Origin of the sequence: Streptomyces sp. NPDC051921 (genome assembly GCF_040680975.1) — a bacterium.
Lineage (GTDB): Bacteria > Actinomycetota > Actinomycetes > Streptomycetales > Streptomycetaceae > Streptomyces.
Genome location: NZ_JBFAXU010000006.1, coordinates 208,117 through 231,138, shown reverse-complemented (window position 1 = coordinate 231,138; position 23,022 = coordinate 208,117). Strand labels below are relative to the sequence as shown.

At 71.2% G+C, this 23,022-nt stretch carries 16 protein-coding genes and 2 pseudogenes; 4 read left to right on the top strand and 14 right to left on the bottom strand.

The window, feature by feature from the left end; all coding sequences use genetic code 11:
* Window positions 1-1,157 precede the first annotated feature (1,157 nt).
* Window positions 1,158-1,802, bottom strand: coding sequence for a hypothetical protein (locus tag AB0M16_RS10935; protein WP_365341161.1), 645 nt, complete (start codon window positions 1,800-1,802; stop codon window positions 1,158-1,160).
* A gap of 571 nt (window positions 1,803-2,373) precedes the next feature.
* On the opposite strand from AB0M16_RS10935, the pseudogene AB0M16_RS10930 reads away from it, so the two are divergent.
* A pseudogene (locus AB0M16_RS10930) lies at window positions 2,374-2,871 on the top strand (transposase family protein); the annotation flags it as partial.
* On the opposite strand, the pseudogene AB0M16_RS10925 reads toward AB0M16_RS10930, so the two are convergent.
* From AB0M16_RS10925 to AB0M16_RS10915, 3 genes and pseudogenes are all read right to left on the bottom strand, one after another.
* Window positions 2,770-3,545: pseudogene (locus AB0M16_RS10925) on the bottom strand (IS630 family transposase); the annotation flags it as partial. The pseudogenes AB0M16_RS10930 and AB0M16_RS10925 sit on opposite strands and share 102 nt — an antisense overlap.
* Window positions 3,546-3,588: 43 nt before the next feature.
* Window positions 3,589-4,293 (bottom strand): GNAT family protein, encoded by a 705-nt coding sequence (locus AB0M16_RS10920; protein ID WP_365341159.1) that lies wholly within the window; start codon window positions 4,291-4,293, stop codon window positions 3,589-3,591.
* Between the two features lie 150 nt (window positions 4,294-4,443).
* On the bottom strand, window positions 4,444-4,806 hold the full coding sequence (locus AB0M16_RS10915) for a YrdB family protein (RefSeq protein ID WP_365341157.1): 363 nt from the start codon (window positions 4,804-4,806) through the stop codon (window positions 4,444-4,446).
* 452 nt (window positions 4,807-5,258) lie between these two features.
* Between AB0M16_RS10915 and AB0M16_RS10910 the strand changes: the two genes are divergently transcribed.
* Complete coding sequence (locus AB0M16_RS10910; protein WP_365341155.1) at window positions 5,259-7,055, top strand: S8 family serine peptidase; 1,797 nt, start codon at window positions 5,259-5,261, stop codon at window positions 7,053-7,055.
* 105 nt (window positions 7,056-7,160) lie between these two features.
* On the opposite strand, the gene AB0M16_RS10905 is transcribed toward AB0M16_RS10910, so the two are convergent.
* The gene (locus tag AB0M16_RS10905; protein WP_365341153.1) at window positions 7,161-7,724 is read right to left on the bottom strand and encodes a hypothetical protein; all 564 of its coding nucleotides are present in this window, start codon (window positions 7,722-7,724) and stop codon (window positions 7,161-7,163) included.
* The gene (locus AB0M16_RS10900; protein ID WP_365341151.1) at window positions 7,721-8,092 is read right to left on the bottom strand and encodes a PadR family transcriptional regulator; all 372 of its coding nucleotides are present in this window, start codon (window positions 8,090-8,092) and stop codon (window positions 7,721-7,723) included. The genes AB0M16_RS10905 and AB0M16_RS10900 overlap by 4 nt, the downstream gene beginning before the upstream one ends.
* Before the next feature lie 206 nt (window positions 8,093-8,298).
* Here AB0M16_RS10900 and AB0M16_RS10895 point away from each other — a divergent pair, with 206 nt between their 5' ends.
* Entirely contained in the window at window positions 8,299-9,756 is a 1,458-nt protein-coding gene (locus AB0M16_RS10895) for a M48 family metalloprotease (RefSeq protein WP_365341149.1), read from the top strand.
* Window positions 9,757-10,180: 424 nt separating this feature from the next.
* On the opposite strand, the gene AB0M16_RS10890 is transcribed toward AB0M16_RS10895, so the two are convergent.
* From AB0M16_RS10890 to AB0M16_RS10855, 8 genes are all read right to left on the bottom strand, one after another.
* Window positions 10,181-10,333: a hypothetical protein gene (locus tag AB0M16_RS10890; protein WP_365341147.1), complete on the bottom strand. Its 153-nt coding sequence runs from the start codon at window positions 10,331-10,333 to the stop codon at window positions 10,181-10,183.
* A 308-nt stretch (window positions 10,334-10,641) separates the two neighbouring features.
* Window positions 10,642-10,833, bottom strand: coding sequence for a ferredoxin (locus AB0M16_RS10885; protein ID WP_365341145.1), 192 nt, complete (start codon window positions 10,831-10,833; stop codon window positions 10,642-10,644).
* Window positions 10,834-10,911: 78 nt separating this feature from the next.
* The gene (locus tag AB0M16_RS10880) at window positions 10,912-12,102 is read right to left on the bottom strand and encodes a cytochrome P450 (RefSeq protein ID WP_365341143.1); all 1,191 of its coding nucleotides are present in this window, start codon (window positions 12,100-12,102) and stop codon (window positions 10,912-10,914) included.
* 277 nt (window positions 12,103-12,379) lie between these two features.
* The gene (locus AB0M16_RS10875; protein WP_365341141.1) at window positions 12,380-14,422 is read right to left on the bottom strand and encodes an AAA family ATPase; all 2,043 of its coding nucleotides are present in this window, start codon (window positions 14,420-14,422) and stop codon (window positions 12,380-12,382) included.
* Window positions 14,423-14,739: 317 nt separating this feature from the next.
* On the bottom strand, window positions 14,740-16,173 hold the full coding sequence (locus tag AB0M16_RS10870) for a GH1 family beta-glucosidase (RefSeq protein WP_365341139.1): 1,434 nt from the start codon (window positions 16,171-16,173) through the stop codon (window positions 14,740-14,742).
* A gap of 257 nt (window positions 16,174-16,430) precedes the next feature.
* Window positions 16,431-17,339, bottom strand: a complete 909-nt coding sequence (locus AB0M16_RS10865) for a carbohydrate ABC transporter permease (protein WP_365341137.1) — start codon at window positions 17,337-17,339, stop codon at window positions 16,431-16,433.
* On the bottom strand, window positions 17,336-18,235 hold the full coding sequence (locus AB0M16_RS10860; protein WP_365341312.1) for a sugar ABC transporter permease: 900 nt from the start codon (window positions 18,233-18,235) through the stop codon (window positions 17,336-17,338). Before AB0M16_RS10860 ends, AB0M16_RS10865 begins: the two co-directional genes overlap by 4 nt.
* Window positions 18,236-18,605: 370 nt before the next feature.
* Complete coding sequence (locus AB0M16_RS10855) at window positions 18,606-19,910, bottom strand: extracellular solute-binding protein (protein WP_365341135.1); 1,305 nt, start codon at window positions 19,908-19,910, stop codon at window positions 18,606-18,608.
* Window positions 19,911-20,227: 317 nt separating this feature from the next.
* Between AB0M16_RS10855 and AB0M16_RS10850 the strand changes: the two genes are divergently transcribed.
* Window positions 20,228-23,002: a glycosyl hydrolase gene (locus tag AB0M16_RS10850; protein WP_365341133.1), complete on the top strand. Its 2,775-nt coding sequence runs from the start codon at window positions 20,228-20,230 to the stop codon at window positions 23,000-23,002.
* The last annotated feature ends 20 nt before the right edge of the window (window positions 23,003-23,022 follow it).

Below are 23,022 nucleotides of genomic sequence, written 5' to 3'. Positions count from 1 at the left end.
GGTGGCGCGCTGGCCTGCTGAGTGCATCGGGCAGGGGCGCCGGTCGGTACGCGAGCCGCTGCCGGGTAACGTACATCTCTTCGGGCGCCGTTGGGGCCTGGAGTCCAAAAGGTGAATGCCGATGACGCTTGGCGAACTGCCTGTCGTGTGGAGCTTGCCCCCTGAGGATGCCCGAGCCGGATGGCGGGCCTTGTGGTGGAGCGTCGGACCGAGCAACGAACTCGCGGTGATGCTGATCCAAGAACGGAACCTGCGCCGTTCCCCACATATCAAGGGATGGGTCGGATGGAGCGTGACGGCTCCGTGTGACGGCGTATTGGTTGTGGTGTCGGGCGGGGTGGAACACCGCACCCCCGTAACCGGCATAACCCCAAGGACCAGCCACTTGGCCCTGCTCTCGTGGTCACGGTTTCTGCTGGTGTCCGGCCGTACACGCCGGGACCAGAACGGGATCTGGGAGAGGAACGCGGTTGTGCACTCCCCCGGGGGATACCCGGTAAGTCACTTCTGTATCGGCGACGACATCGACTACATCATCACCGACCGCGACGGAGGCATCTGGACCTCGTACGGTGACGAGGGCATCTACGGAGACCACCCGGAGAGCCGTGACGGCCTGGCCCGCTGGGACACTGACGGTTCTCACACCTGGAGCCCTAGGTGTTCTGTCCAGGGAGGTTGTGGACGGGTGATGCAGGTCTCGGCTGAGGAATCTTGAAATGGGTGAGGGCCTTCTGGCCTGGTGTGGATTGCGACATCTGCACCGGCGACCAGAAAGGCCCTGCACGCCGATGCCGGAGACAAGACCATCCTCGCGCGTGCGGGGAGCAGCGCCGGGTCCAGCAGCTCGTGCAGTCGGGAGCGCCGAGCCGGCCGAGTGGCTGGCCGACAAGGCCCGTGCAGCGCTCCTCGCCCGCGACCCGGTCACCGGACGCTGGCTGCACGATCTCACTGTCCCGGGCGCGGTCGTGATGGGCCCTGAGCTGGACACCGAACCCGGGGGAACGAGTGATCCCGCCGATGCCGGCATGAGCTACGTGCAGTGGTTCAGGATCACCCTGACGCCTATCTGAACCGGTTGGGGCCCGAACACCCGCACCGAGGGGGACGCAGGCGCCCCAAGGACTGCAGGCGACAGCCATTGCCTGACTGCGAGGTCAGCATTGGGCGATACGGGTCTTCGTATGCTTCAGGCTGACGACTCTGTTTGCGTATTCCTTACCAGCGAGCTCTTTCTTCCAGGTGTCGGATGAAATCTCCTTTGTGCCGAAGTAGGACATCTTCCACCATTGTCCGGAAGCATCCCTGAAGTAGACCTTTGATAGCCCGTAATTTCCGGTTTTCTCCTTGAAATCCGGTTGTTCCGTCGCTAGGTCGTTGAAGTCGATGGTCAAGGTGGTGCATGGGGGGACGGACGGTGTCCTCACCACGTAGTCCTTCTCGTTCGTGACGGAAACTTCCGCCAGGACCTCTCGCACAGTCTTGCGTGAATAGTTGTCGACTACGATCCACCGCCTGGCGGCGTCACTGTCGAAATCTAGGTGAACGTCAACTGCATCCGCCTGCTCAGCTTTTTCCTTATCGTCGTCTTCTCGCTTCTGATCCAGCTGATCCTGTGAGGTCTGCACGCTGTAGTAGGTGACGATGCCGGTGAAGATCAATCCGATGCCGGCCGCCAGACCGCCGATCGCGCCCCCGACCTCGATCCACCTAGACGGACCCTTCCTACTAACGCCGTTTCCGCGCATCTTGCTCGCGACCTTATGTAACCGCTTGTGCCGCCCGCGCATCGCCTTGACCACAGTGCCTCCATCACTCCTTGATCAACGACTGACTTTAGGCGCTGGCCTAGTTGGACACCGTCCGTGTTGCTGGTCTGTTGCAGAGGACAGGGGGAGTGTTTGGCGAACTCGATGCCATCATGGGCTACGTGCAGCGCTTCAGTTTCACCCTGACGCCCGCCTGATCCCGGTCAGGCTTCACCCGCACCGCGGCGGGACCCTCACGCGGACGTCACCTTGCAGTGGCCGCCATCTCCACCGCGTCTCCAAACCAGCGCACCGGCATGGTCATCCCGATCCCCTACTCACCGGCTTCTCGTGTGAAGGGGCGCAGCGACGTTCGGCGGCCTGGCGGCTGGCGACGCCGAGGGGGTAGGCGGTGTCGGCACCTGCTGCAGCAACATCAGGGCGGCCAGCGCCTGCCCGGCCCGGGCGGTCAGGAGCCCCGGGCCTGCAGTAGTCATTGAGCGTTTTCAGCGTGACCACTCATCGGGTGACGCCAGTGAGGTCGAGGCGAGCGCCGCAACGCACAGGGCTCCCGCGCCGTTGAGGGAGGTGTTCGACGTCTCAACCCATCAGCGCAGGAGCCCTATTGGTTTCCTATCCTGCCGCACTCGACCTCCCTCACCCTCTGGTCGAGTGGGTCACCATGCTCATCGTCACCCGCGAGGGTGACCGGCGGTGCAAGCTCTCGCCGCACCAACGGGCGCTCGTCGCTCTGGTGTACTTGCGCCGCCACGACGCCCTCGCCCGCATCACGGCCGGGTTCGGGATATCCGTCGGCACCGCCCACGCCTATGTCACCGCTGTCACCGGAATGCTCGCTGATCTCGCTCCCGGCCTGCTCAAGACACTGCGTGAGCACGATCCGGACTTCGTCCTGCTGGACGGGACCCTCGCCGAGTGTGACCGTGTCGGCGACGGCCGAGCGGACTACTCCGCCAAGCATCGCCGGCACGGCGTGAACATCCAGGTCGTCACCGATCCCCAGGTGGACCTCGAGACCGTCCGGCACTTCCCGGTCGAGCTTGACGAGGAACTTCTTGAACTCCTCGGCCCGGTGCCGGCGGTGCAGGGAACCGATGACCTTGCCGGTGGCGACCTCCAGGGCGGCGAACAGGGTGGTGGTGCCTGCGCGGACGTAGTCGTGCGTGACGCGTTGCGGCACTCCGGGCATCATCGGCAGCACCGGCTGAGAGCGGTCCAGGGCCTGGATCTGCGACTTCTCGTCCACGCAGAAGACCAGGGCCCGCTCGGGCGGGTCCAGATAGAGGCCGACGACATCGTGGACCTTGTCGACGAAGTACGGATCCGTCGACAGCTTGAACGTCTCCGAGCGGTGCGGCTGCAGGCCGAACGCCCGCCAGACCCGCGACACCGTCGACTGCGACAGGCCCAGTTCCTTCGCTATCGACCGTGTCGACCAATGCGTCGCGTTCTTCGGAGCGGACTGCAGCGTCCTGGTGACCAGCGCGGCCACCTGCTCGTCGGTGACCGACCGGGGACCGCCCGAGCGGGGCATGTCCCCCAGCCGGCGATCCGGTGCTCGACGAAACGAGCCCGCCACCGGCCCACCGCATGCGCGGTCGAGCCGAGTCGGGCCGCCACGTCCTTGTTCGAGGCACCCTCCGCGCAGGCCAGGATGATCCGGCACCTCAAGGCCCACGCCTGCGGCGTGGAACGGTGCCGCACCCATCCCTCGAGCGCAGCCCGTTCCTCGCCGGAAAGGATCAACTCGGCCTTCGGCCGCCCAGTACGCGCCACAGGCCAAGCTTATACATCTGAACAGAATTCCTGACTCAGAAGACTAGAGAGGGCCCTTCGTGCCCGGCTGGACGGCGGCGCAGCGGGAGGGCTCGTTCGTGCCGTGCTGGTACCAGACGGAGTCGACGACCCTCCCGTCAGGAAGGGTGTGCCGGGCAGGGCCGTCGCAAGGGACGAAGCCGGCGCTGCTCAGGGCTCCACGACAGTGGGCGTTCGACTCCTCGGTGCCCGCCCGCACGACCTCCACCCCGAGGTGGGCGTGGGCGAACCGGAGGGTGGCCTGGACGAGTTCGGCACCCAGGCCCTGACGCCTGTACGCCGGCGCGACGTGGACGCCGATGCTTCCGTCGTCCATCGTGAGCGAGCTGCTCCCCACGACGCGGCCGGTCGCCGTCTCCATGGCCACCAGTTGGTTCCTGGGCCCGTGGCCGTCCGGTACGAACGGCCGGGTCAGCTGCCGGCGCGAGCGGGCGCGCAAGGCGCGCAGTCGCTCGACGCGATTGGCGTCGTCGATGCCGAGGAGATGCTCGGCCGTCGCGGTGTTCATCACGGAGCCGGCGGGCCAGCCCAGCCACCGCTGGGCCTCCGCGTCGGCTGCCGTCGCCTCGGCGATCGCCAGCTCCAGGTGATCCCGGGGCGTCCGCAGCACCAGCCGCGCGGTGCGCACGACGTGGTGACCGCCACCACACCCGACGGGCGCGCGGGGCGGGCGACGTGCTCCTCCACGCCACAGCGTCGATATCTCCATGACCAGGGACTTTACAGTCGCCCCGTCGCCCCGTCGCCCCGTCGCCCCGTCGCCCCGTCGCCCCGTCGCCCCGTCGCCCCGTCGCCCCGTCGCCCCGTCGCCCCACCGCCCAGTCGCCCCCATGCCGGACGTGCGAGGGTGGTGCCGGGTTCAGCGGTGCGTCGCCGCCCGCCGGTCCGCCGTCGCCAAAGTCGTGTTGACGACCACCACGAGCCCGAACACGACAGCGGCCGTGTGCCAGCCCATGGCGTACAGGGCGGCCACGGCGGCGCCGAAGACCAGCGCCTTCACGACCAGGATGCCCGGGAGCGGTACGGCGATCCGTGCCTTGGGGGCGGCGAAGAGGCCCCAGAGCACGGCTGCCGCCGCAGGGGCGGCGACAGCGAGAACGAGACGAAGGACGACGCCGTCGGCGCTCTGCCAGCCCCACCACCCGAGCGCGGCGAGGGCCGCGAGTTCCAGGAGGAACGCGAGTCCCTCGTTGACCACGTGGAGGGGAGTGGGAAGCCTCATGGGGCGCATTCTGCGCCATGATTCCCGCGCGGTGCCCCCGGTCCCGGCTCCTACGCTCCCCAGCCCCGGCCCGGTCCCGGCCTCAGATCTGGTCATGGCCCCGGCCGGATCTTCCCCGGCCCCGCCCCGCCCCGCCCCGGCCTCCGCCCCCGCCCCGTGGCCCCTTCCCGCCCCTCGCCCCGCCGTGCCCGTCCCGGTGCCGATGCCCTGAACAGGACCTCGTCGCGGAATGTCGTAACTGCACTCCTTCGTCCCCGACTTGGCGTGCCGTCAGATCAACAATGGGTAACGGAAAGGGATATGGCGGGCAGAATCCTTCCCTCCGGTCCCGGCCGCCTGGGATCTTGCGTCCACCCCACACAACACAGGGCCCGGCCGGTGCCACCAGCACCTCCGGGTCATCGGAGGACGCATTGTTTTCCCACATATCGAGTCGGCTGAGACTCCCGGTCGTGGCTGCCGCCGTCGTCGGCGCCACCGTCGCCATCGCCGCCCCCGCCCAGGCCACGGTCGAGCCCCAGGCTCGCGACCTGTCGCGGGCCAAGGCCCCCGTCCAGGCCGCCCCGGCCGCCCAGGCGGCCCGCACCGCACCGGCGCTCGCCGGCGCCTGGGCCGCCGGGACGCGCGCGTACCTGGTGATCACGACGCCCGGTGACACCACCGCCGTCCGTACGGCGGTCGCCTCGAACGGCGGCACCGTCTTCGCCTCCTACGACGCCATCGGCGTCGTGGTCGCCCACTCGACCTCCGCCTCCTTCGCCGCCACCATGCGCGGCGTCGCCGGCGTCCAGCAGGTCGGTGCGACCCGTACCTCCGACGTCCCCGCCGACGCGTACAACCCGGCGCTGCCGACCAACCCCTCGCAGTCGACCACCACGCTGAACGAGTCCAACCGCTGGGACATGACCCAGATCAAGGCCGACCAGGCCTGGGCCGTCACCACCGGCTCGGCCTCGGTCAAGGTCGGCATCCTGGACACCGGCGTCGACGACCAGCACCAGGACATCGCCCCCAACTTCAACGCCGCCGACTCCGTCTCCTGCGCCTACGGCAAGGCGGACACCCGCGCCGGCGCCTGGCGCGACGTCGGCACCCACGGCACGCACGTCGCCGGCACGGTCGCTGCCGCCAAGAACGGCAAGGGCGTCATCGGCGTCGCGCCCGGCGTGAAGATCTCCTCGGTGCGCATCGCCGAGCCCACCAGCAGCCTGTTCTTCGCCGAGAACACCGTCTGCGGCTTCATGTGGGCGGGTGACCACGGCTTCAAGGTCACCAACAACAGCTATTACACCGACCCGTGGCAGTTCAACTGCCCGGACAACGTCGACCAGGCCGCCATCATCGAGGGCGTCCGCCGCGCCCAGGCGTACGCCGAGTCGAAGGGCTCCCTGCAGGTCGCCGCCGCCGGCAACTCCAACTACGACCTGGCGAACAAGACGACCGACTCCGAGAGCCCGAACGACTCGACGCCGACCACCCGCACCATCACCAACGCCTGCATCGACATCCCGACCGAACTGCCGGGCGTCGTGACCGTCTCCGCCCAGGCCAGCGGTGGTGCGAAGGCCTCGTACTCCAACTTCGGCAACGGCGTCATCGACGTCACCGCCCCCGGCGGCGACGGCGCCACCGGCGTCTACTCCACCCTCCCGGGCGGCAAGTACGGCTCGATGAGCGGTACGTCGATGGCCTCCCCGCACGTCACCGGCGTCGCCGCGCTCATCGCGAGCGCGAACCCGACCTACACCCCGGCCGACATCCGCGCCGCGCTCGGCACCCAGGCGACCGACAAGGCCTGCCCGTCCGACAGCCGCTGCACGGGCACCGCGACCAAGAACGGCTTCTTCGGCGAGGGCCAGGTCGACGCCCTGAAGGCCGTCAGCGGGACCACCCAGCCGCCCACCGGCCCGTACTTCGAGAACCTCACCGACGTGTCCATCGCCGACAACGCGACCGTCGAGAGCTCGATCACCGTCTCCGGTGTCACCGGCAACGCCCCGGCCACGCTCAAGGTCGGCGTCGACATCAAGCACACCTACCGCGGTGACCTGGTGCTCTCCCTCGTCGCTCCGGACGGCACGGTCTACCCGCTGGAGGACTTCGTCAACAGCGACAGCGCTGACGACGTCGTCAAGACGTACACGGTGAACGCCTCCGCCGAGGTCGCCAACGGCGTCTGGAAGCTCCGCGTCCAGGACGTCGCGTCCCAGGACACGGGCCGCATCGACGCCTGGAACCTCACCTTCTAGCCGGCCCTGCCCGCGAGACCGACAGGTTCGTACGCGCCGAGCCCCCGGGAGATCCCTCCCGGGGGCTCGGCGCGTCGTGGGCCACGGCTCGCGGCCCGGCAGCAGTCAGCGGCGCACCGCGCGCAGCAGGGTGACGGCGCCGAAGGCCGGTACGGCGACGGAGACGGCCAGGACGACGAGGAGTTCGACCGGGCCGAGGCGCGTCGCGGCCAGCAGCACGGCGGCGAGGAGGAGGACGACGGGAACACCGGCGGCGGTGGCCGTGCCGATGAGCTTGTGACGGTTGTCCCAGTACGGGGAGGTCCACAGCAGCGCCAGTCCCGCGATCAGGACCACCCCGCCGGCGAACGAGTTGAGCAGGGCCAGCGGGCTCGCCACGGCGAGCAGGCCCACGGTGAGGCGGGCACGTGTCGGACGGTCCGGGGCCCCGGGCTCGGGCGCCCGGCCGGCCTGGGGCTCCTCGGCGAGGGCGGAGGCGGCCACGGTGCGCGGCTCGCCGAGGTCCGCCAGGACCTCGCGGAGACGCTGCTCGTCGTCGGTGCCGCTCACCTCGATGTGCTCGCGCAGGTCGGCCAGCAGCTCGGCGCGACGCTCGGCGGGCAGCTCGGCCGTCTCGCGCGCCACGGCGGCGAGGTACTCGGCCACGAGCGGGTGGTCGGTGGTGTTCATGCGGGTTCCCCCTGCGGATCGTTGAGAAAGTGGTCGACGGCGTCCCGGAACAGCGGCCACGCCCGGGTGAACTCGGCCAGTGCCGCCCGGCCGACGGGGGTGAGCGTGTAGTAGCGGCGCGGCGGCCCGCTCGGGGACTCGCGGAGCTCGGTGTCGACGAGCCCTTCCCGGCGGAGCCGCGACAGCAGGGGATAGATCGTCCCCTGGCTGGTGGTCATCACGCTCACGGCCGACAGCTCGGCGAGCAGCTCCACGCCGTATCGCGGCCCGTCCCTGAGCAGCGCCAGAACGCAGTGCTCCAGTACGCCCTTGCGGAGCTGGCTGGGGACCTTGCCCCCTGCCTCGTTCATTGCTTCACCAGGAACCATGCAATGCAAGATAGCTCTGCCAGGTGGCGGCCAGCAAGTGGGGCCGGTCAAGGAGCCGTTCGGCGTGCCGCCCCGAGACTCCGCATCCCGCACCGCCGACCTTCGCCCCGGCCCTCGACCCCGAGCCCTCCGAATCCCGCGTGCGGCGCAGTCGTACGTGGTCATAGGGTGTGCGGCCTGCGACATGAACGTACGAAGGGGCGGGGATGACGGAGACGGCCGGAGCGGTCGGCGGGATCGGCGGCAAGAGACGGTACGAGGCGCAGGCCCAGGCCCAGGCGCAGTCCCAGGCGCAGGCGGATGCGGAGTCGGATGCGGATCCGGATGCGCAGGTGCAGGGGGTGGAGCGGGCGGAGGCCGCTGAGCAGGACTGTCCCGCATGTGGGGAGCGCATACCCGCAGATCGACGGTTCGTCGTGTGGTGCGTCGCGTGCGGCTGGAATGTCGACCCGGGCCGTGGCGCGAACAAGCCTGCCGGCACCCGGGTCGAGCGGCTGCGACGGAGGCTGGCGCACCGGTTCGGCGAGCAGCTCTTCGCCGACCTCGGGCGCGAGCCCGTCTCGACCTCCGCCCCGACGACGACGGCGGCCGCGCCGGGAGGCGCCGCGGGCGTACTCGCGGCCGGCCTCGCCCTGCTCGTCCACGGGATCACCGTGGCACTCGCGGCGCTGGCGCTCTGGCTGCTGATCGGCGGCTGGGGCAGGGGCTTCCAGCCGGCGCTGGGGGCACTGTTCCTCGCTCTCGCCTTCGCGCTGCGGCCCCGGTTCGGCAGCCTCGCCAAGATCCGCGGCGACGCTCCCGTCCTCGAACGGCTCGACGCCCCACGGCTGTTCGCCCTGCTGGACGAGGTCGCGGGCGCGGTCGGGACGCGGGGCGTCGACGTCGTGCTCCTCGACGCCGAAGCGAACGCCTCCGTGCTCACCTATGGCATCCGGCAGCGCCGCGCGCTCACCCTCGGGCTCAGCCTCTGGGCCGTCCTGGACCGACAGGAGCGGGTCGCCCTGCTGGGGCACGAGTTCGGCCACTACGCCCACGGCGACACCCGCCACGGCGTGCTGGTCGGCAGCGCGCTGAGGTCCCTCGACACCTGGCAGTACATGCTCGCCCCGAACCACGGCGAGACGATCATGGATCAGCTGGGCAACCTGCTCACCGCCGTCCCGCGCCTCGCCGTGCACGGCATGACTTTGCTGCTCGACCAGGCGACCCTGCGCGCCTCGCAGCGGGCCGAGTACCTCGCGGACACCTCGGCCGCCCGGGTCGCCGGTGCGACCGCGGCGGCCGGCCTGATGGATCGCCTCCTCGTCACGGACAGCGCCGAGTCGGTGCTCCAGCGCGAGACCGTCGCCGCCCGTACCCGGATCGGCCGGACGGCCCGCAGCGAGGACCCGGCCGAGGGCCTGTGGGAACGTGTCGCGGCCCAGGTCGCGGCCGTTCCGGAGCGGGAGTACGAGCGCCTGCGCCGGGTCGCCGAGTTGCGCGGGCACTGTGTCGACGCCACCCACCCGCCCACGCATCTGCGCCGCCGCCACGTCACCCGGGGCGAGCGGCACCCGGCCGGCGTCGTCCTCGACGCCGCCCGCTCGGCCGACGTCGACGCCGAGCTGGAGGAGGCGGGCAGGACGGTCGCGCGGAGGGTGCTGCGCGACGGCCACATGGCCTGAGGCCACCCCGGGCCGAGCCGCACGGATCTCGGGCACACGGATCTCGGGCACACGGATCTCGGGCACACGGATCTCGGGCACACGGATTCCGGGCACACGGATTTCGGCCCGCGGTTCCGGGCGCACGGACTCAGGCCCCACGGTTTCGGTCGCACGTGCTCAGGCACGCACGGCGGCGGCTCACGCGGCCTGGCCCACACGGGCCCGGTCCACACGGCGTCGGCCCATACGGCGCCGGCCCATACGGCGCCGGTCCACACGGCGCCGGCACACACGGCCCCAGCCCATACGGACTCCGCCCACATGGGGCTCCGCCCCACACGGGAGCCCGCCCCACACGGGACCCTGCTCCCCGTCCGGGCCGAGCCCGGGCCGCACGCCTTCCGTCGACCCGGACTCCGCCCACCCCGTCGCAGGGACCGGCTCAGACGGCCGCCACCCGAACCTCCGCCAGGTAGCCCGTCGGTGACGCCGCCCGTGGCAGCGTCACCGACGGGTGCGGGCTCGCCGTCAGCACGTCCAGCACCTCGTGCTCCGGGTACCCGAACACGTCGACGTCCCGGATCACCACCGGCACGGCGCAGGGTTCCGTGGGCGGTTCGGCGCGCCGGCGCAGGGTGACGGCCGCGAGACCGGGCCGGTCGTGGTCGGCGCGGCCGTGGGACGGTCGCTGACGTCGCCGTACGCGAGCAGGTCAAGGCCTTCGTACGAGGCCGTGAACGCCCAACCCGTCCGGCAGCCCCAGCAGTCCCGCACGTCGGCCGGCGTCGCGACCGCCCACTGGGCGGCCCGCTCGGACATGCCGAACCGCAGCACGCCCGCACCCCGCGGCAACCTGAGCCCGACTCCGGGCAGCACCTCGAACACGGGCCGATGGTGACACAGCTACTCCTGCAGCATGATCGCCTGTACGGGGCAGGCGCGGGCGGCCTCGCGGACCAGGGGGCTGCCGGTGCCGTCCTCGTGGCCCGGGACCAGCGTGCTGAATCCGTCGTCGTCCTGGGTGAAGACGCCGGGGGAGACCAGGGCGCACTGTCCGGCGCCGATACAGACGTCCGCGTCGATGGAGATGCGCATCGGCCGTGTTCCTTTCCTCGGAGGAGGTGTCGTCGGAGACTCTCGTCGAAGCCGCCGCGCACGGAGACGTCACGTGTCTCACCAGGTGACGGGCAGTTCGAGCATTCCCTGGATCGTGTCGCCCGGCTTGAAGGGGATCTCCTCCGCGGGCGCGGCGAGTCGCAGGCCCGGGAACCTGCGGAACAGGGTCCCGAGCGCGATCTCCAGCTCCGCACGGGCCAGGTTCTGGCCCAGGCACTGGTGGATGCCGAAGCCGAACGCCAGGTGGTGCCGCGCCGATCGGGCCCAGTCCAGGGAGTCCGGCTCGGGGTAGACGGCGTCGTCGCGGTTGATGACGGAGGTGGAGAACACCACGCCCTCGCCCGCCCTGATCACCGTGCCGCCCACCTCCACGTCCTCGCGGGCCACCCGCAGCATGCCGTCGGCGATCGAGAGGAAGCGCAGCAGCTCCTCCACCGCCGTGGGCACGAGCGCGGGATCGGCCCGGAGCTCCGCCAGGCGTTCGGGGTGGCGCAGCAGCGTGTACGTGCCCAGGGAGATCATGTTGGCGGTCGTCTCGTGGCCCGCGACCAGCAGGATCGACGCCAGCTGCACCAGCTCCTCGCGATCGGGGCCGCCGTCCTGGAGTCCGCGGGCCACGAGGTCGTCGAGGACGCCCTCGCCGGGCTTCTGCCGCTTGCGGTCGACGAGATCGCCGAGATAGCCCTCCAGCTGGGAGAGCGCGTCCTCGGTGTCCGCGGCCGTGGGGCCACGCAGCAGTCGCCGGGACTGTTCCTCGAAGAAGTCGTGGTCCTCGTACGGCACGCCGAGCAGGTCGCAGATGACGATCGACGGCACGGGCAGCGCGAAGGTGCTCACCAGCTCGGCCGGAGGACCCGCCGCCTCGACCGCGTCGAGCAGCCGGTCCACGGTCGCCCGGATGCGCGGCCGCAGGCCCTCGGTGCGCCTGAGCGAGAAGCTCGGGATCAGCATGCGGCGCTGGACGTTGTGCTCGGGGTCGTCCCAGCCGAGCAGCGCCGCCCGTCGGCGCCGCCGGACGGTCGCGGCGCGCTCGGTCGGGAGCGGGAAGTCCTCCCGGGTGGAGTCGGTGGACAGTCGCTGGTCCGAGAGCAGCGCGCGGGCGGCCTGGTGTCCGGTGACGAACCACACCTCCTGCCCGTTCCACAGGGTCACCCGCGCCAGCGGGCGGTTCTCGCGGAGGGGATCGTAGGCGGTCGGCGGGTGGTAGGGGCAGGATCGGCTCTGGGGAAAGGCCACGGCTTCGGTCATGCGGACCTCGCAGACGGCGGATCGTCGGTTCTGGTGGTCTGGCGTGCACGCCGTGTTCCACTACATGCCTCAGGCATCTATCTGGTCTACGCGTTGTTCGGCCAAACCGCCGGAACGAGTGGGGCCGTTCGGCCTGATCACACCCAGCCGGCGTTCACACCTCGCACTCACCTCCACGAGCGCCCCCTCGCTTCCCCTCGCTCCCCCGCTCTCCCCGCCGCTCCCGCGCACTCGCGATCTCTCCCGATCGCTCCCGATCGCTCCCGATCGCTCCCGTTCATGTCGGCACAGCCGCGTTCTCGCCGGAGTGCGCCATCTCGGTGAGCCGCGGCAAGGGAACGAAAGGCCGCGGGCCTCCCGCGGGCGTGTGCGCGCCGAAGTGGGCCTGTTCCAGGTGGTCGATCAGGCGCCGAAGGGAGGCACGGGCCTGCGGGGCGTCCTCCGGGTCGGCGGCGAGCCGGGTCAAGGCGCGCTGGGCCCGGTGCCAGGCGCGGCCGGTCCGGCCGGCGCGGTGATCGGCGAAGGCGAGGGCGTAGTGGGCGAGGGCGGAGGCCCAGGGGTCGTCGCGGTTGCCGGCCTGAGCGAGGGCCTGGTGCGCGGTGCCCACGGCGGTGTCGGGGGCGGCGTGCGCCTGGACGACCGCCAGGGCGGCGAGGCTGACGCTCGGCGGCGGACCCCCGCATGCCGTCTCCGGGATGCAGTCGGCCGCCTGGCGGTAGTACGAGGCGGCCGCGTCCAGGTCGTGCCGTTGCCAGGCCAGCATGCCGTGGACGTGCGCGATACGGCCCACGAGGGCGTCGTCTCCGGCCAGGACGGCCGCGGGCCAGGCGAGTTCCAGCAGTCGCCGGGCCGTGGTCGGGTCGTGCGCGGCGGTGAGCCAGGCGGCCAGCCACCGGCCGCGCGCCACGAGCGGGCTGTCGGCAGGCAGGAGGGGCAGCAGACGCAGCAGCAGGGCGGTGCCCTCCGCGCCGCGCTCGTGAGCCGCCCACCAGAACCACAGATGGAGCACGGCCTCCAGTGCCGCCTCGGCGCGGTCGCCGCTGTCAGGAAGCCCCGCCGCGCGCGTGCCGACGGGTGCGTGGGGCGGCCGAGCCGCCGCCGCGCGGCCCGCCGACGCCATGAGGTCGTCGTGCTCGTCCATGACGACTCTGGCCGCCTGCCGCTGGAGCCCCATGCGCCACAGGGTCTCGGCGACGGCCGCCACACCGCGGTAGTGGACCGCGTGACGGGCCAGGGCGGACGGCAGCTCCCCCGACCCGCGGAGGCGTTCGGCACCGAAGTCGCGCGCGGCCCGCGCCATACGGTAGCGGGGCTGACGCAGCGCACCCGGCTCGTCGAGCGCCTGCAGGACGCCCACCGCGCACAGCAGGGCCAGACAGGAGGGCACCTGTTCAGGCTCGACCCCGGCTCCCGCGCACAGGAAGACCGCGGCCGGCTCGGTGAACGAGCCCGCGAAGACACCGGCCCGGTGCCACACCCGCCGTACCACCGGCGCACAGAGCGCGTGGACGGCACCGATGGAGGCGCGCAGCGACCGGTGCCGCCGGAGTACGGGTCCCCGGCCCGCCAGCCAGCACTGGTCGTCCTCCAGCAGCACGGCGAGCTCCCGCACCGTCCGGTCGCCCAGCTGCGCCGCCGCCAACTCGATCGCGAGGGGCACTCCTTCCAGCAGCCGGCACACGCGTGTGACGTCCGGCAGCTCGGCCTCCTCGACCGCCCGCCCGGCGCCCGCCGCGGTGAGGAAGAGCTCGACGGCCGCCGCCGGCCCCGTACTGCCCGCCGGGGGCTCGACTTCCAACGGCGCCAGGCGCACCACCCGTTCGTCGCCGAGTCCGAGCGGGCGCCGTGCGGTCACCAGGACGCGCAATGCGGGCACGGCCAGCAGCAGCCGCTGGACCATGCCCACGCACTCGCTGTGCACGGGGTCGACGTCGTCCAGGACCAGCAGGAGCCCGCCGCCCGGCGCGGCGACCCGCGCCGCCTCGGTGACGTCCTTGCCGCGCGCGTCGTGGGTCGTGCCGCACGGTCCGTGCGGCACGGGCGCGCCGTGCGGGCTCGGCGGTGCCCCCGCCGAGGCCGTGAGGGCGCGGACGACCCGCGCCGTCAGCGCGCGCGGTCCGACGGGTACGCCGTCGTGCCACCGCACGCGGACCATCGCCTGCCAGGCCCCTCCGGCCGCGGCCGTGGCCTCGGCGACGGTCAGGGCGACGCGGCTCTTGCCGACGCCGGCCGCTCCTGTCACCGTCACCAACCGGTGGTCCGCCAGGGCCGCCCGCAGTTCCGTCAGCTCTCGGCCGCGGCCGACCAGGAGGCCGCCCACTTCCCGTACCCTCGGGTCGCCCGCATCCCGGACCGGCGCCTCGGAAGCCACGTGCGAGCCGTCGCCACGGGTTCCCACAGTCGAGTACTCCACAACGTTGCCGCCCTTGCTCGCCGTCGTGGACGCCGCACACCTCACGAGCCACGTGGTGTGGCCCTAAACCCGCAGGCCCAGCGTGCAGAACCGTCACTGCAAGCGGCGTCACGGGAACTCCAACGCGCGACCGGTGCACGGGGTGGCGCCGTCGTGCACCGGATCACCCTCCGCAACGAACGGCCGAACTCCTGAGCCATACGGTGCTGGCGTCGGCCGTCCGACTACGGCTCCAGCCCGCCCCGCGCGATGACCTCGGCGTACCAGCGGGCGCTGTCCTTGAACGTACGGCGCTGGGTCGCGAAGTCGACATGCACGATGCCGAAGCGCTTGCTGTACCCGTACGCCCACTCGAAATTGTCCAGCAGCGACCAGAGGAAGTAGCCCCGGACGTCGGCGCCGTCCTCGATCGCCCGGTGCACCGCCGCCAGATGCGCGCGCAGGTACGCCACCCGTTCCGGATCGCGCACCCGGCCCTCCGGGTCGGCGTAGTCGTCGTACGCGGCCCCGTTCTCGGTGATCAGCAGGGGTACGCCCGGCAGCTCGTCGCGCAGCCGGAGCAACAGCTCGTGCAGACCGTCGGCGTCCACCGGCCAGTCCATCGCGGTCCGCGGCCCCGGCGCGGGCACGAGCCGTACGTGCTGCTCGGCGCCCGCCCACGGCGACGGCTCCGGGGGCCGTCCCTGCGGCAGTGCGGGGCCGGCGGCGACCACGGTGGGGGAGTAGTAGTTGATGCCGAGCGAGTCGATCGGTGCCGACGCGGTCTCCAGGTCTCCGTCCTGGACGAACGACCAGTCCGTCACGGAGGCCGTGTCCCGGACCAGGTCCTCCGGCAGGGTGCCGCGAAACACCGGGTCGAGGAACAGGCGATTGCCGACCGCGTCGATCCGGCGCACGGCGTCCAGGTCGTCGGGCGAGTCCGTTTGTGCCCGCACCGCGTGCAGGTTGAGGGTGAGCGACACCTCGGCCGCCCCTCCGTGCGCGGCGGCGCGCAGTGCCTTCGTCGCCAGGCCGTGCGCCAGGTTGAAGTGGTGGGCGGCGCGCAGCGACGCGAGCGCGCTCGTCCGGCCCGGCGCGTGCACCCCGCTGCCGTACCCGAGGAAGGCGGCGCACCACGGTTCGTTCAAGGTCGTCCATGTCGCCACCCTGTCGCCCAGCGCCTCGGCCATGACGGCCGCGTACTCGCCGAACCGCAGTGCCGTCTCGCGCTGCGGCCAGCCGCCCGCGTCCTCCAGCTCCTGCGGGAGGTCCCAGTGGTAGAGCGTCGCCACCGGCCGTATTCCGGCCTCCCGCAGCTCGTCCGCGAGCCGCCGGTAGAAGTCGAGCCCCTGACGCACCGCCGGCCCGCGCCCCGTCGGCTGCACCCGGGTCCAGGACACGGAGAACCGGTAGTCGGTCACGCCGAGCCGTCGCATGAGCGCGATGTCCTCGCTCACGCGGTGGTAGTGGTCGGCGGCGATGTCGCCGGTGTCACCGTTCCGGACCTTGCCGGGCACCCGGCTGAACGTGTCCCAGATGGAAGGGGTCCGGCCGTGCTCGCGGGCGGCCCCCTCGATCTGGTACGCGGCGGTGGCGGTGCCCCACCGGAAGCCCGCCGGGAACCGGAGCGCGGTCGTCGTGTCGGATGCGGGTGCGGGGCGGGGATCGAGCGCGGTCATGAGGAGGGATCTCCCTGGAGTCGAGACGTCGAGAAGGACGAGGGGAGGGGAGGGGAGGACGAAAGATGATTGGCTATTGGCTATTGGCTATTGGCTATTGGCTATTGGATTTTGGATCCGAGATCCGAGATCCGAGATCCGAGATCCGAGATCCGAGATCCGAGATCCGAGATCCGAGATCCGAGATCCGAGATCCGAGATCCGAGATCCGCGGGCCCCGGGCCCCCACCCGTGGGCCCACGCCTCGGCGCCCCGGCTCAGCCCTTCACCGCGCCCTGCATGATCCCGCCCACGATCTGCCGGCCGAGGAGGCCGAAGACCAGCAGGACGGGCAGGGTGCCGAGCAGGGTGCCGGCCATGATCACGGACTGGTCGTGGACGTAGCCGCCGCCGAGCTGGCGCAGTGCGACCTGTACGGTCGGCTCGGACGAGCTGAGGGCGACGACGGGCCAGAAGAAGTCGTTCCACGCGGCCATGAAGGTCAGGAGACCGAGCACCGCCATCCCGGGTCTGGCGATCGGGACCACGATCGACCAGAAGATCCGCGCGGTGGACGCGCCGTCGACCCGTGCCGCCTCGATCAGCTCGTCCGGCAGTGACTGCACGAGGTACTGGCGCATGAAGAACACGCCGAAGGCGGAGACGAGGCCCGGCAGGATGACCGCCTGGAGCTGGTTCGCCCACTGGAGTTCGGCGATGAGCATGAAGAGCGGGATGACGCCCAGCTGGGGCGGGATCATCATCGTGCCGACCGTGACCGCGAGCAGGGCGCCCCGGCCGCGGAACCGCAGCTTGGCGAAGGCGAATCCGGCGAGCGTGCAGCACAGCACCGTGCCGACGGTGATCGAGCCGGAGACGATGAACGAGTTCAGCAGCGCCTTGCCGATGTCCGCCTCCTCCACCACCGCCTCGAAGTTGCGGATCAGGTTCCTGCCGGGCAGGAGTGCGGGCGGCACCTGCGCCAGCTCGGCGTTGGAGCGGCTGGCCGCGACGAGCGTCCAGTAGAACGGGAACGCGGACACCAGTACCGCGACGGCGAGGAACGCGTACGCGAGCTTCCCGCCGCGCATCGTGCGGCCCGCGCGGGACCGTTGGCGGCGCCACGCGGCTGTGACGGGCTTCCCGGGGGCCGGGCGGTCGACCGGCGGATCGGCGAGCGCGGTCATCGGCCGGCCTCCTTCGTTGAACGGCGGTGTGCGAGAAGGGCGTTGACCCCGACGAGGACCAGGATCAGCAGGAACATCACCCAGGCGATGGCGGCTGCGCGGCCCAGGTGGAAGAAACCCCAGCCCTGTTCGTGCAGGTACAGCCCGAGCGTCTGGTACTGATGCGAGATGCCGCCCGACACCGAGCCCTCGAAGAGCAGCGGCTCGCCGAAGAGTTGGGTCGCGCCGATCGTGGAGACGACGACCGTGAAGAGGATCGTCGGGCGAAGCCCCGGCAGGGTCACGTGGAAGAACTGCCTCCACCGGGAGGCCCCGTCCATCTCGGCCGCCTCGTAGAGCTCGTGCGGGATGGACTGCATGCCCGCCAGGTAGATCAGCGCGTTGTAGCCCGTCCAGCGCCAGACGACGATGCTGGAGACGGCGACCTGCGAGGCGATCGTCCCGGTCTGCCAGTCGACGGGGTCGATGCCGATGAGCCCGAGGGCGTAGTTGACCAGACCGAAGTCGCGACCGAAGAGCTGCGCGAACACCAGCGTGGCGGCTGCCACGGAGGTCGCGTACGGCAGCAGCATGGCCGTACGGAAGAAAGTGCGGCCGCGCAGCCGGTAGTTGAGCAGGTGGGCCAGGCCCAGGGCCATCACCAGCTGCGGAACCGTGGAGAGCACACCGATGGTGAACGTGTTGCGGAGCGAGGTCCAGAAGAACTCGTCGGCGAACAAAGCGGTGTAGTTGTCGATGCCCCGCCACTCCATGTCGCCGGGGGTCTGCAGCTCGACCCGGTACAGCGACACGAAGGCCGTGTAGACCAGCGGAAAGAGCCCGAAGGCGGCGAAGAGGGTGAAGAAGGGGGCGATGTAGGCGTACGGCGAGACCGTCCGCCACGCACGCCGGAGCACGGGCGGTCGGGACGGGCGCGGCGGACGGGAGGGCGCGAGCGGCTGCGCGGGCGGGACGAGGGTCACGGGCGGGCCCTTGGGGGTGAGTCGGTGCCGGGACGGGGGAGGAGAGCCCCTCCGGGCGGCCGACGGGGAGGCAGGCGGCAGCCCGGAGGAGCGCGGAGCGAATCAGGGGCAGGCGGAGCGGCACAGGTCTGGGCGGAGCGGGCGGGAGGTCGATGGAGTTCGGACGAGGTCCGGAAGGGAAGGGGCGGAACCAGGGACGGAACCGAGGCTCGGACGGGGAGGGGCGGAACCAGGGACGGAACCGAGGCCCGGAAGGGGAGGGACGGAGCCGAGGGGCGGAACCGAGGGACCGGGGCCGCTCCCGTCACCCCATTGTGTTGGCCACGCCCTTCCGCGCGTTGTCCCATGCCTTCTCCGGAGCCGTCCCCTTGCGCTCGACCTCGCTCAGCGCATTGGTGATCTGCTGCGCGATGTTCTGGTCGTGGACGCCGAGCACCTGCACGGGAGCGGCCTTGGCCGCGTCGCCGAAGATGCGGCCGATCGGGGCGTTCGAGAAGTAAGGGTCCTTCGCGCCGGCGGCCTTGTCGATGGCGCCGGTGGCCGAGGGGAAGTTGCCGTTCTTCTCGAAGAGCCGGGCCTGCTGCTCGGGGGCGGTGAGCCACTGGATCAGCTCGTACGCCTCCTTCTTGTGCCGGGCCGCCTTCGGTACCGCGAGGTACGAGCCACCCCAGTTACCCGCGCCGCCGGGCAGCGCCGCGACGTCCCACTTGCCCTTGCCGGCGTCGCCGGCCTGACCCTTGATGTAGCCGAGCATCCACGCCGGGCAGGGGAGGGTGGCGAAGGAGCCGGCGGCGAAGGCCTGGTTCCACTGCGGTGACCACTGGTCGAGCTTGGCGCTCAGCCCGCTCCGCGCCGCCTCGACGGAGGTGTCCCAGGCGGTCCTGAGCGCGGGGTTCGTCTCCCAGATCAGCTTGCCGGAGGCGTCGTAGTAGCGCTCCTTCTCCTGGCCGATCATGATCGAGTACAGGCTGCCGATGCTGTCGAGCCAGGCGCTGTTCGCCGGGGCCTTCGCCTTGTACTGCTTGCCGAGCTCCAGATAGCCGTCCCAGGTGGCCCACTTCTTGGCGAGTTCTTCCCGGTCGGTGGGCAGCCCGGCCTGCCGGAACAGGTCGGCGCGGTAGCACAGGGCCTCGGGCCCGACGTCCGTGCCGAGGCCGAGGACCTCGCCGCCGCGCCCGGTGCCCGCCGCCCACTTGGCCTCGGCGAAGCGGCTCTTGAGCCCGTCGGCGCCGTACTTCCTGAGGTCCTCGAACCGGTCGGCCTGCTCCTGTGTGACCGAGGCGATCCGCCCGACCTCGACGGCCTGGACGTCGGCGAGGCCGCCACCGCCGGCGAGCCGGGTCTGGAGCGACTTCCAGTAGTCGGCCTCGTCCTCGGTGTCGGTCTGCTTGATCTTCACGTTCGGGTGGAGCTTCTCGTACTCCGCGTAGAGCCCGGCTTCCTTGTAGCCGAAGGAGCCGAAAAGGTCGACGGTGACGGTGACGTCGCCGCCCGCGCTGTCGGACGACGTCCCGCCCGACGATCCTCCGCAGGCGGCGAGCAGGGCCCCGGCCAGCACGACCGCCCCCAGGCGGACGGTGGCCCTCTTGGCGGCTCGGGCTATGGGCATGGAAGCCTCCCTTGGCTTCGGAGCGGAGAGAAGTGCATCGAGTGGGCAGCCGGGAGAACGCTTTGAGAGCGCTCTCAACGATGCGACTGGAGCGTGCCCGCCCGGTGTCCGTCCCGTCAAGACTCGAAGGCGTAACGGCTTGGATTCGCGGCGCAGTCCGCGGGAGGCACCCTCAACTCGGCTCACTGCTCCATCTCTTGACAGCGAAGTTTCAGGAGTTTTACGTTCCCCAGCGTCTGAGAGCGCTCTCGCGCACCGGATTCGCGCTGACACACCCCAATCCGTCGTGATGACACGAGTGACACGAGGTGCCGTCCATGCCAGCCCCCCGCAACAGACCGGCCGCCGTGCTGGTCCTGGCCACCGCCCTGGCCGCCGTCGGACTCGTCCCGGCCGCGACCACGGCCACCGCCGCCACCGTCCCCGTAGGCTCCGGCAGCTACTCCGACAGCCGCCCCGCCGGAGCCTCCGGCCCCACCACCAACACCGGCACGCCCGTCACCCCCAAGGTGACCCCGGCCGCCCAGGGCAAGCCGGTCCCCACCAACGACTGGTGGTCGTCACTGGCCTTCCAGCGCTACGGCGACAATCCGTACTCGACCCCCATGTACGGGCACCCCCTCACCTACCAGGCCACCGCCGCCGGACTCGACATCGGCTATCCGACGAGCCCGCAGATCGTCGGCGACGGCCGCCAGTACGAGTACGCCCACAAGCGCGACCTCACCCTCGGCCTCACCGGCCTCAACTCGCCCGACACCAAGGCCGACGCGTGGTCCGACTGGACCGTCACGCCCTACTGGTCCGACGGCACCCGCACCCTGCGGACCACCATCGGCCACGGCAGTCCCTTCGTGTACGCCAAGGGCACCGGCGGCAACGCCCAGGTCACCACAGCCGCCACCCCGACCGTCTTCGCCGACCAGGGCAACGTCCTCGGCATCACCGTCGCCGGTCACCACTACGCCCTGTTCGCCCCGACCGGCACGGACTGGACCGTCGCCGGGAGCAGCATCACCGCCGGCCTCGGCGGCAAGGACTACTTCTCCGTCGCCGTCCTGCCCTCCACCGACGCCCTCGCGACCTTCCGGAAGTACGCCTTCAGCTTCGTCACCGGCTCCACGGTGAACTGGAGTTACACCAGCGGCACCGTCCGCGCCACCTACACCCTCGGCACCGAGGCCAAGGAGGGCACCGAACGGGGCACCCTCCAGGCGCTCTACCGCCACCAGTGGCTCCACACCACGGATCCCCTCACCTCGTACACGTACGTCTCGCCCCGCGGCACCATGAAGGTGCGCGAGGCGGCCGCGTTCAGCACCACGCAGAAGGCGTCCGCCGTGCTGCCCACGCTCCCCGGGGCCGACGGCACCGACCCGGCCCGGCTGCGGGCCTACCTCGACGAGGTCGCGAACGCACCCGATCCCTTCTCCGGCGCCGTCGACACCTACTGGACCGGCAAGGCCCTCGGCAAACTCGCCCAACTGGTCCCCGTCGCCGACCGGGTCGGCGCGACCGCGACCCGCGACAAACTGCTCGGCCTGATGAAGGGCCGCCTCCAGGACTGGCTCACCGCCGGCGGTGCGAACGAGTTCTCGTACGACCAGGCCTGGAAGACCCTGATCGGCTACCCCGCCTCCTACGGCAGCGACACCGAACTCAACGACCACCACTTCCACTACGGCTACTACGTCTACGCCGCCGCGATCGTCGCCCAGTACGACCCCGGCTGGGCCGCCGACTCCGCCTGGGGCGGCATGGTCAAGACTCTGATCCGCGACACCGCGAACCCCGCCCGCACCGACGGCGCGTTCCCCTTCCTGCGCGGCTTCGACGTCTACGCGGGCCACAGCTGGGCCTCCGGGCACCAGGGCTTCGCCGCCGGCAACAACCAGGAGTCGTCCTCCGAGTCGACCAACCTCAGCGCCGCCCTCGTCCTGTGGGGATCTGCCACGGGCGACACCGCCCTGCGCGACCTCGGCACCTACCTCCTCACCACGGAGGCGGAGTCGATCGCCCAGTACTGGTTCGACGCCGACCAGCAGGTCTTCCCCGCCTCCTTCGGTCACGACACGGTCGGCATGGTGTGGGGGAGCGGCGCCGCCTACGCCACCTGGTGGACGGCCAACCCCGAGGAGATCCACGGGATCAACGTGCTGCCCGTGACCGGCGGCGGTTCGCTCCACCTCGGCGCCCGCAAGGACGCGATCCGGCGCAACATCTCCGAGATGGAACGCGAGAACGGCGGTCCCGCCGTCGAATGGCGTGACATCCTCTGGGAGTTCCAGTCACTCGCCGATCCGGCGGCGGCCAAGGCCAAGTGGGACGCGGGCAACGCCGCGTACACCCCCGAAGCCGGCGAGTCGAAGGCGCACACCTACCACTGGATCGGCGTCCTCGACGCGCTCGGCGCCCCCGACGCCACGGTCACCGGCGACCTGCCCACCTCCGCCGTCTTCACCAAGGGCACGGTACGGACCTACGCCGCCCACAACTACGGCACCACGGCCCGGACCGTCACGTTCTCCGACGGCAGGACCCTCACCGTGCCCGCCCGTTCGACCGCCACCGGCACCGGAACGGGCGGCCCTGGCCCGGACCCCGAGCCGTCGACCGGCAACACCTTCCAGCTGCGCTCGGGAGGCGCCCTGACCACCGCCACCGGTGGCACCGCCGCGAGCGACACGATCCCGTCGGCCGACGGCGCCAACCACGACGGCGCCCCGTACAAGCCGCTCGTCTACGAGATCCGCGGCGTCCACGGCACCCTCACCCCGGGCGCGGCCACCGCCTTCCGCCTGCAGGTCGACGCGGGAAGCACCGTCGGCCTCGGCCAGCAGGCCAGGATCAGCTACGACCTCACCGGAGACGGCACCTTCGACCGGACGGAGACGTACCAGTACTTCGCGACCGACCCGCTCTCGGGCTGGGAGGAGTACGCCCACACCCGCGGCCTCCGGTCGGCCACCGGCACGCTCGGCAATCTCGTGAACGGCACCGTACGCCTTGAGGTGTGGAGCGCCATCGGCAGCGGAACGTCGAAGCTGCAGACGGGGACCGCCACGTCGGTCCTGGTGATCCCCTACGGCTGACACCCGGCCGAACACCCCGC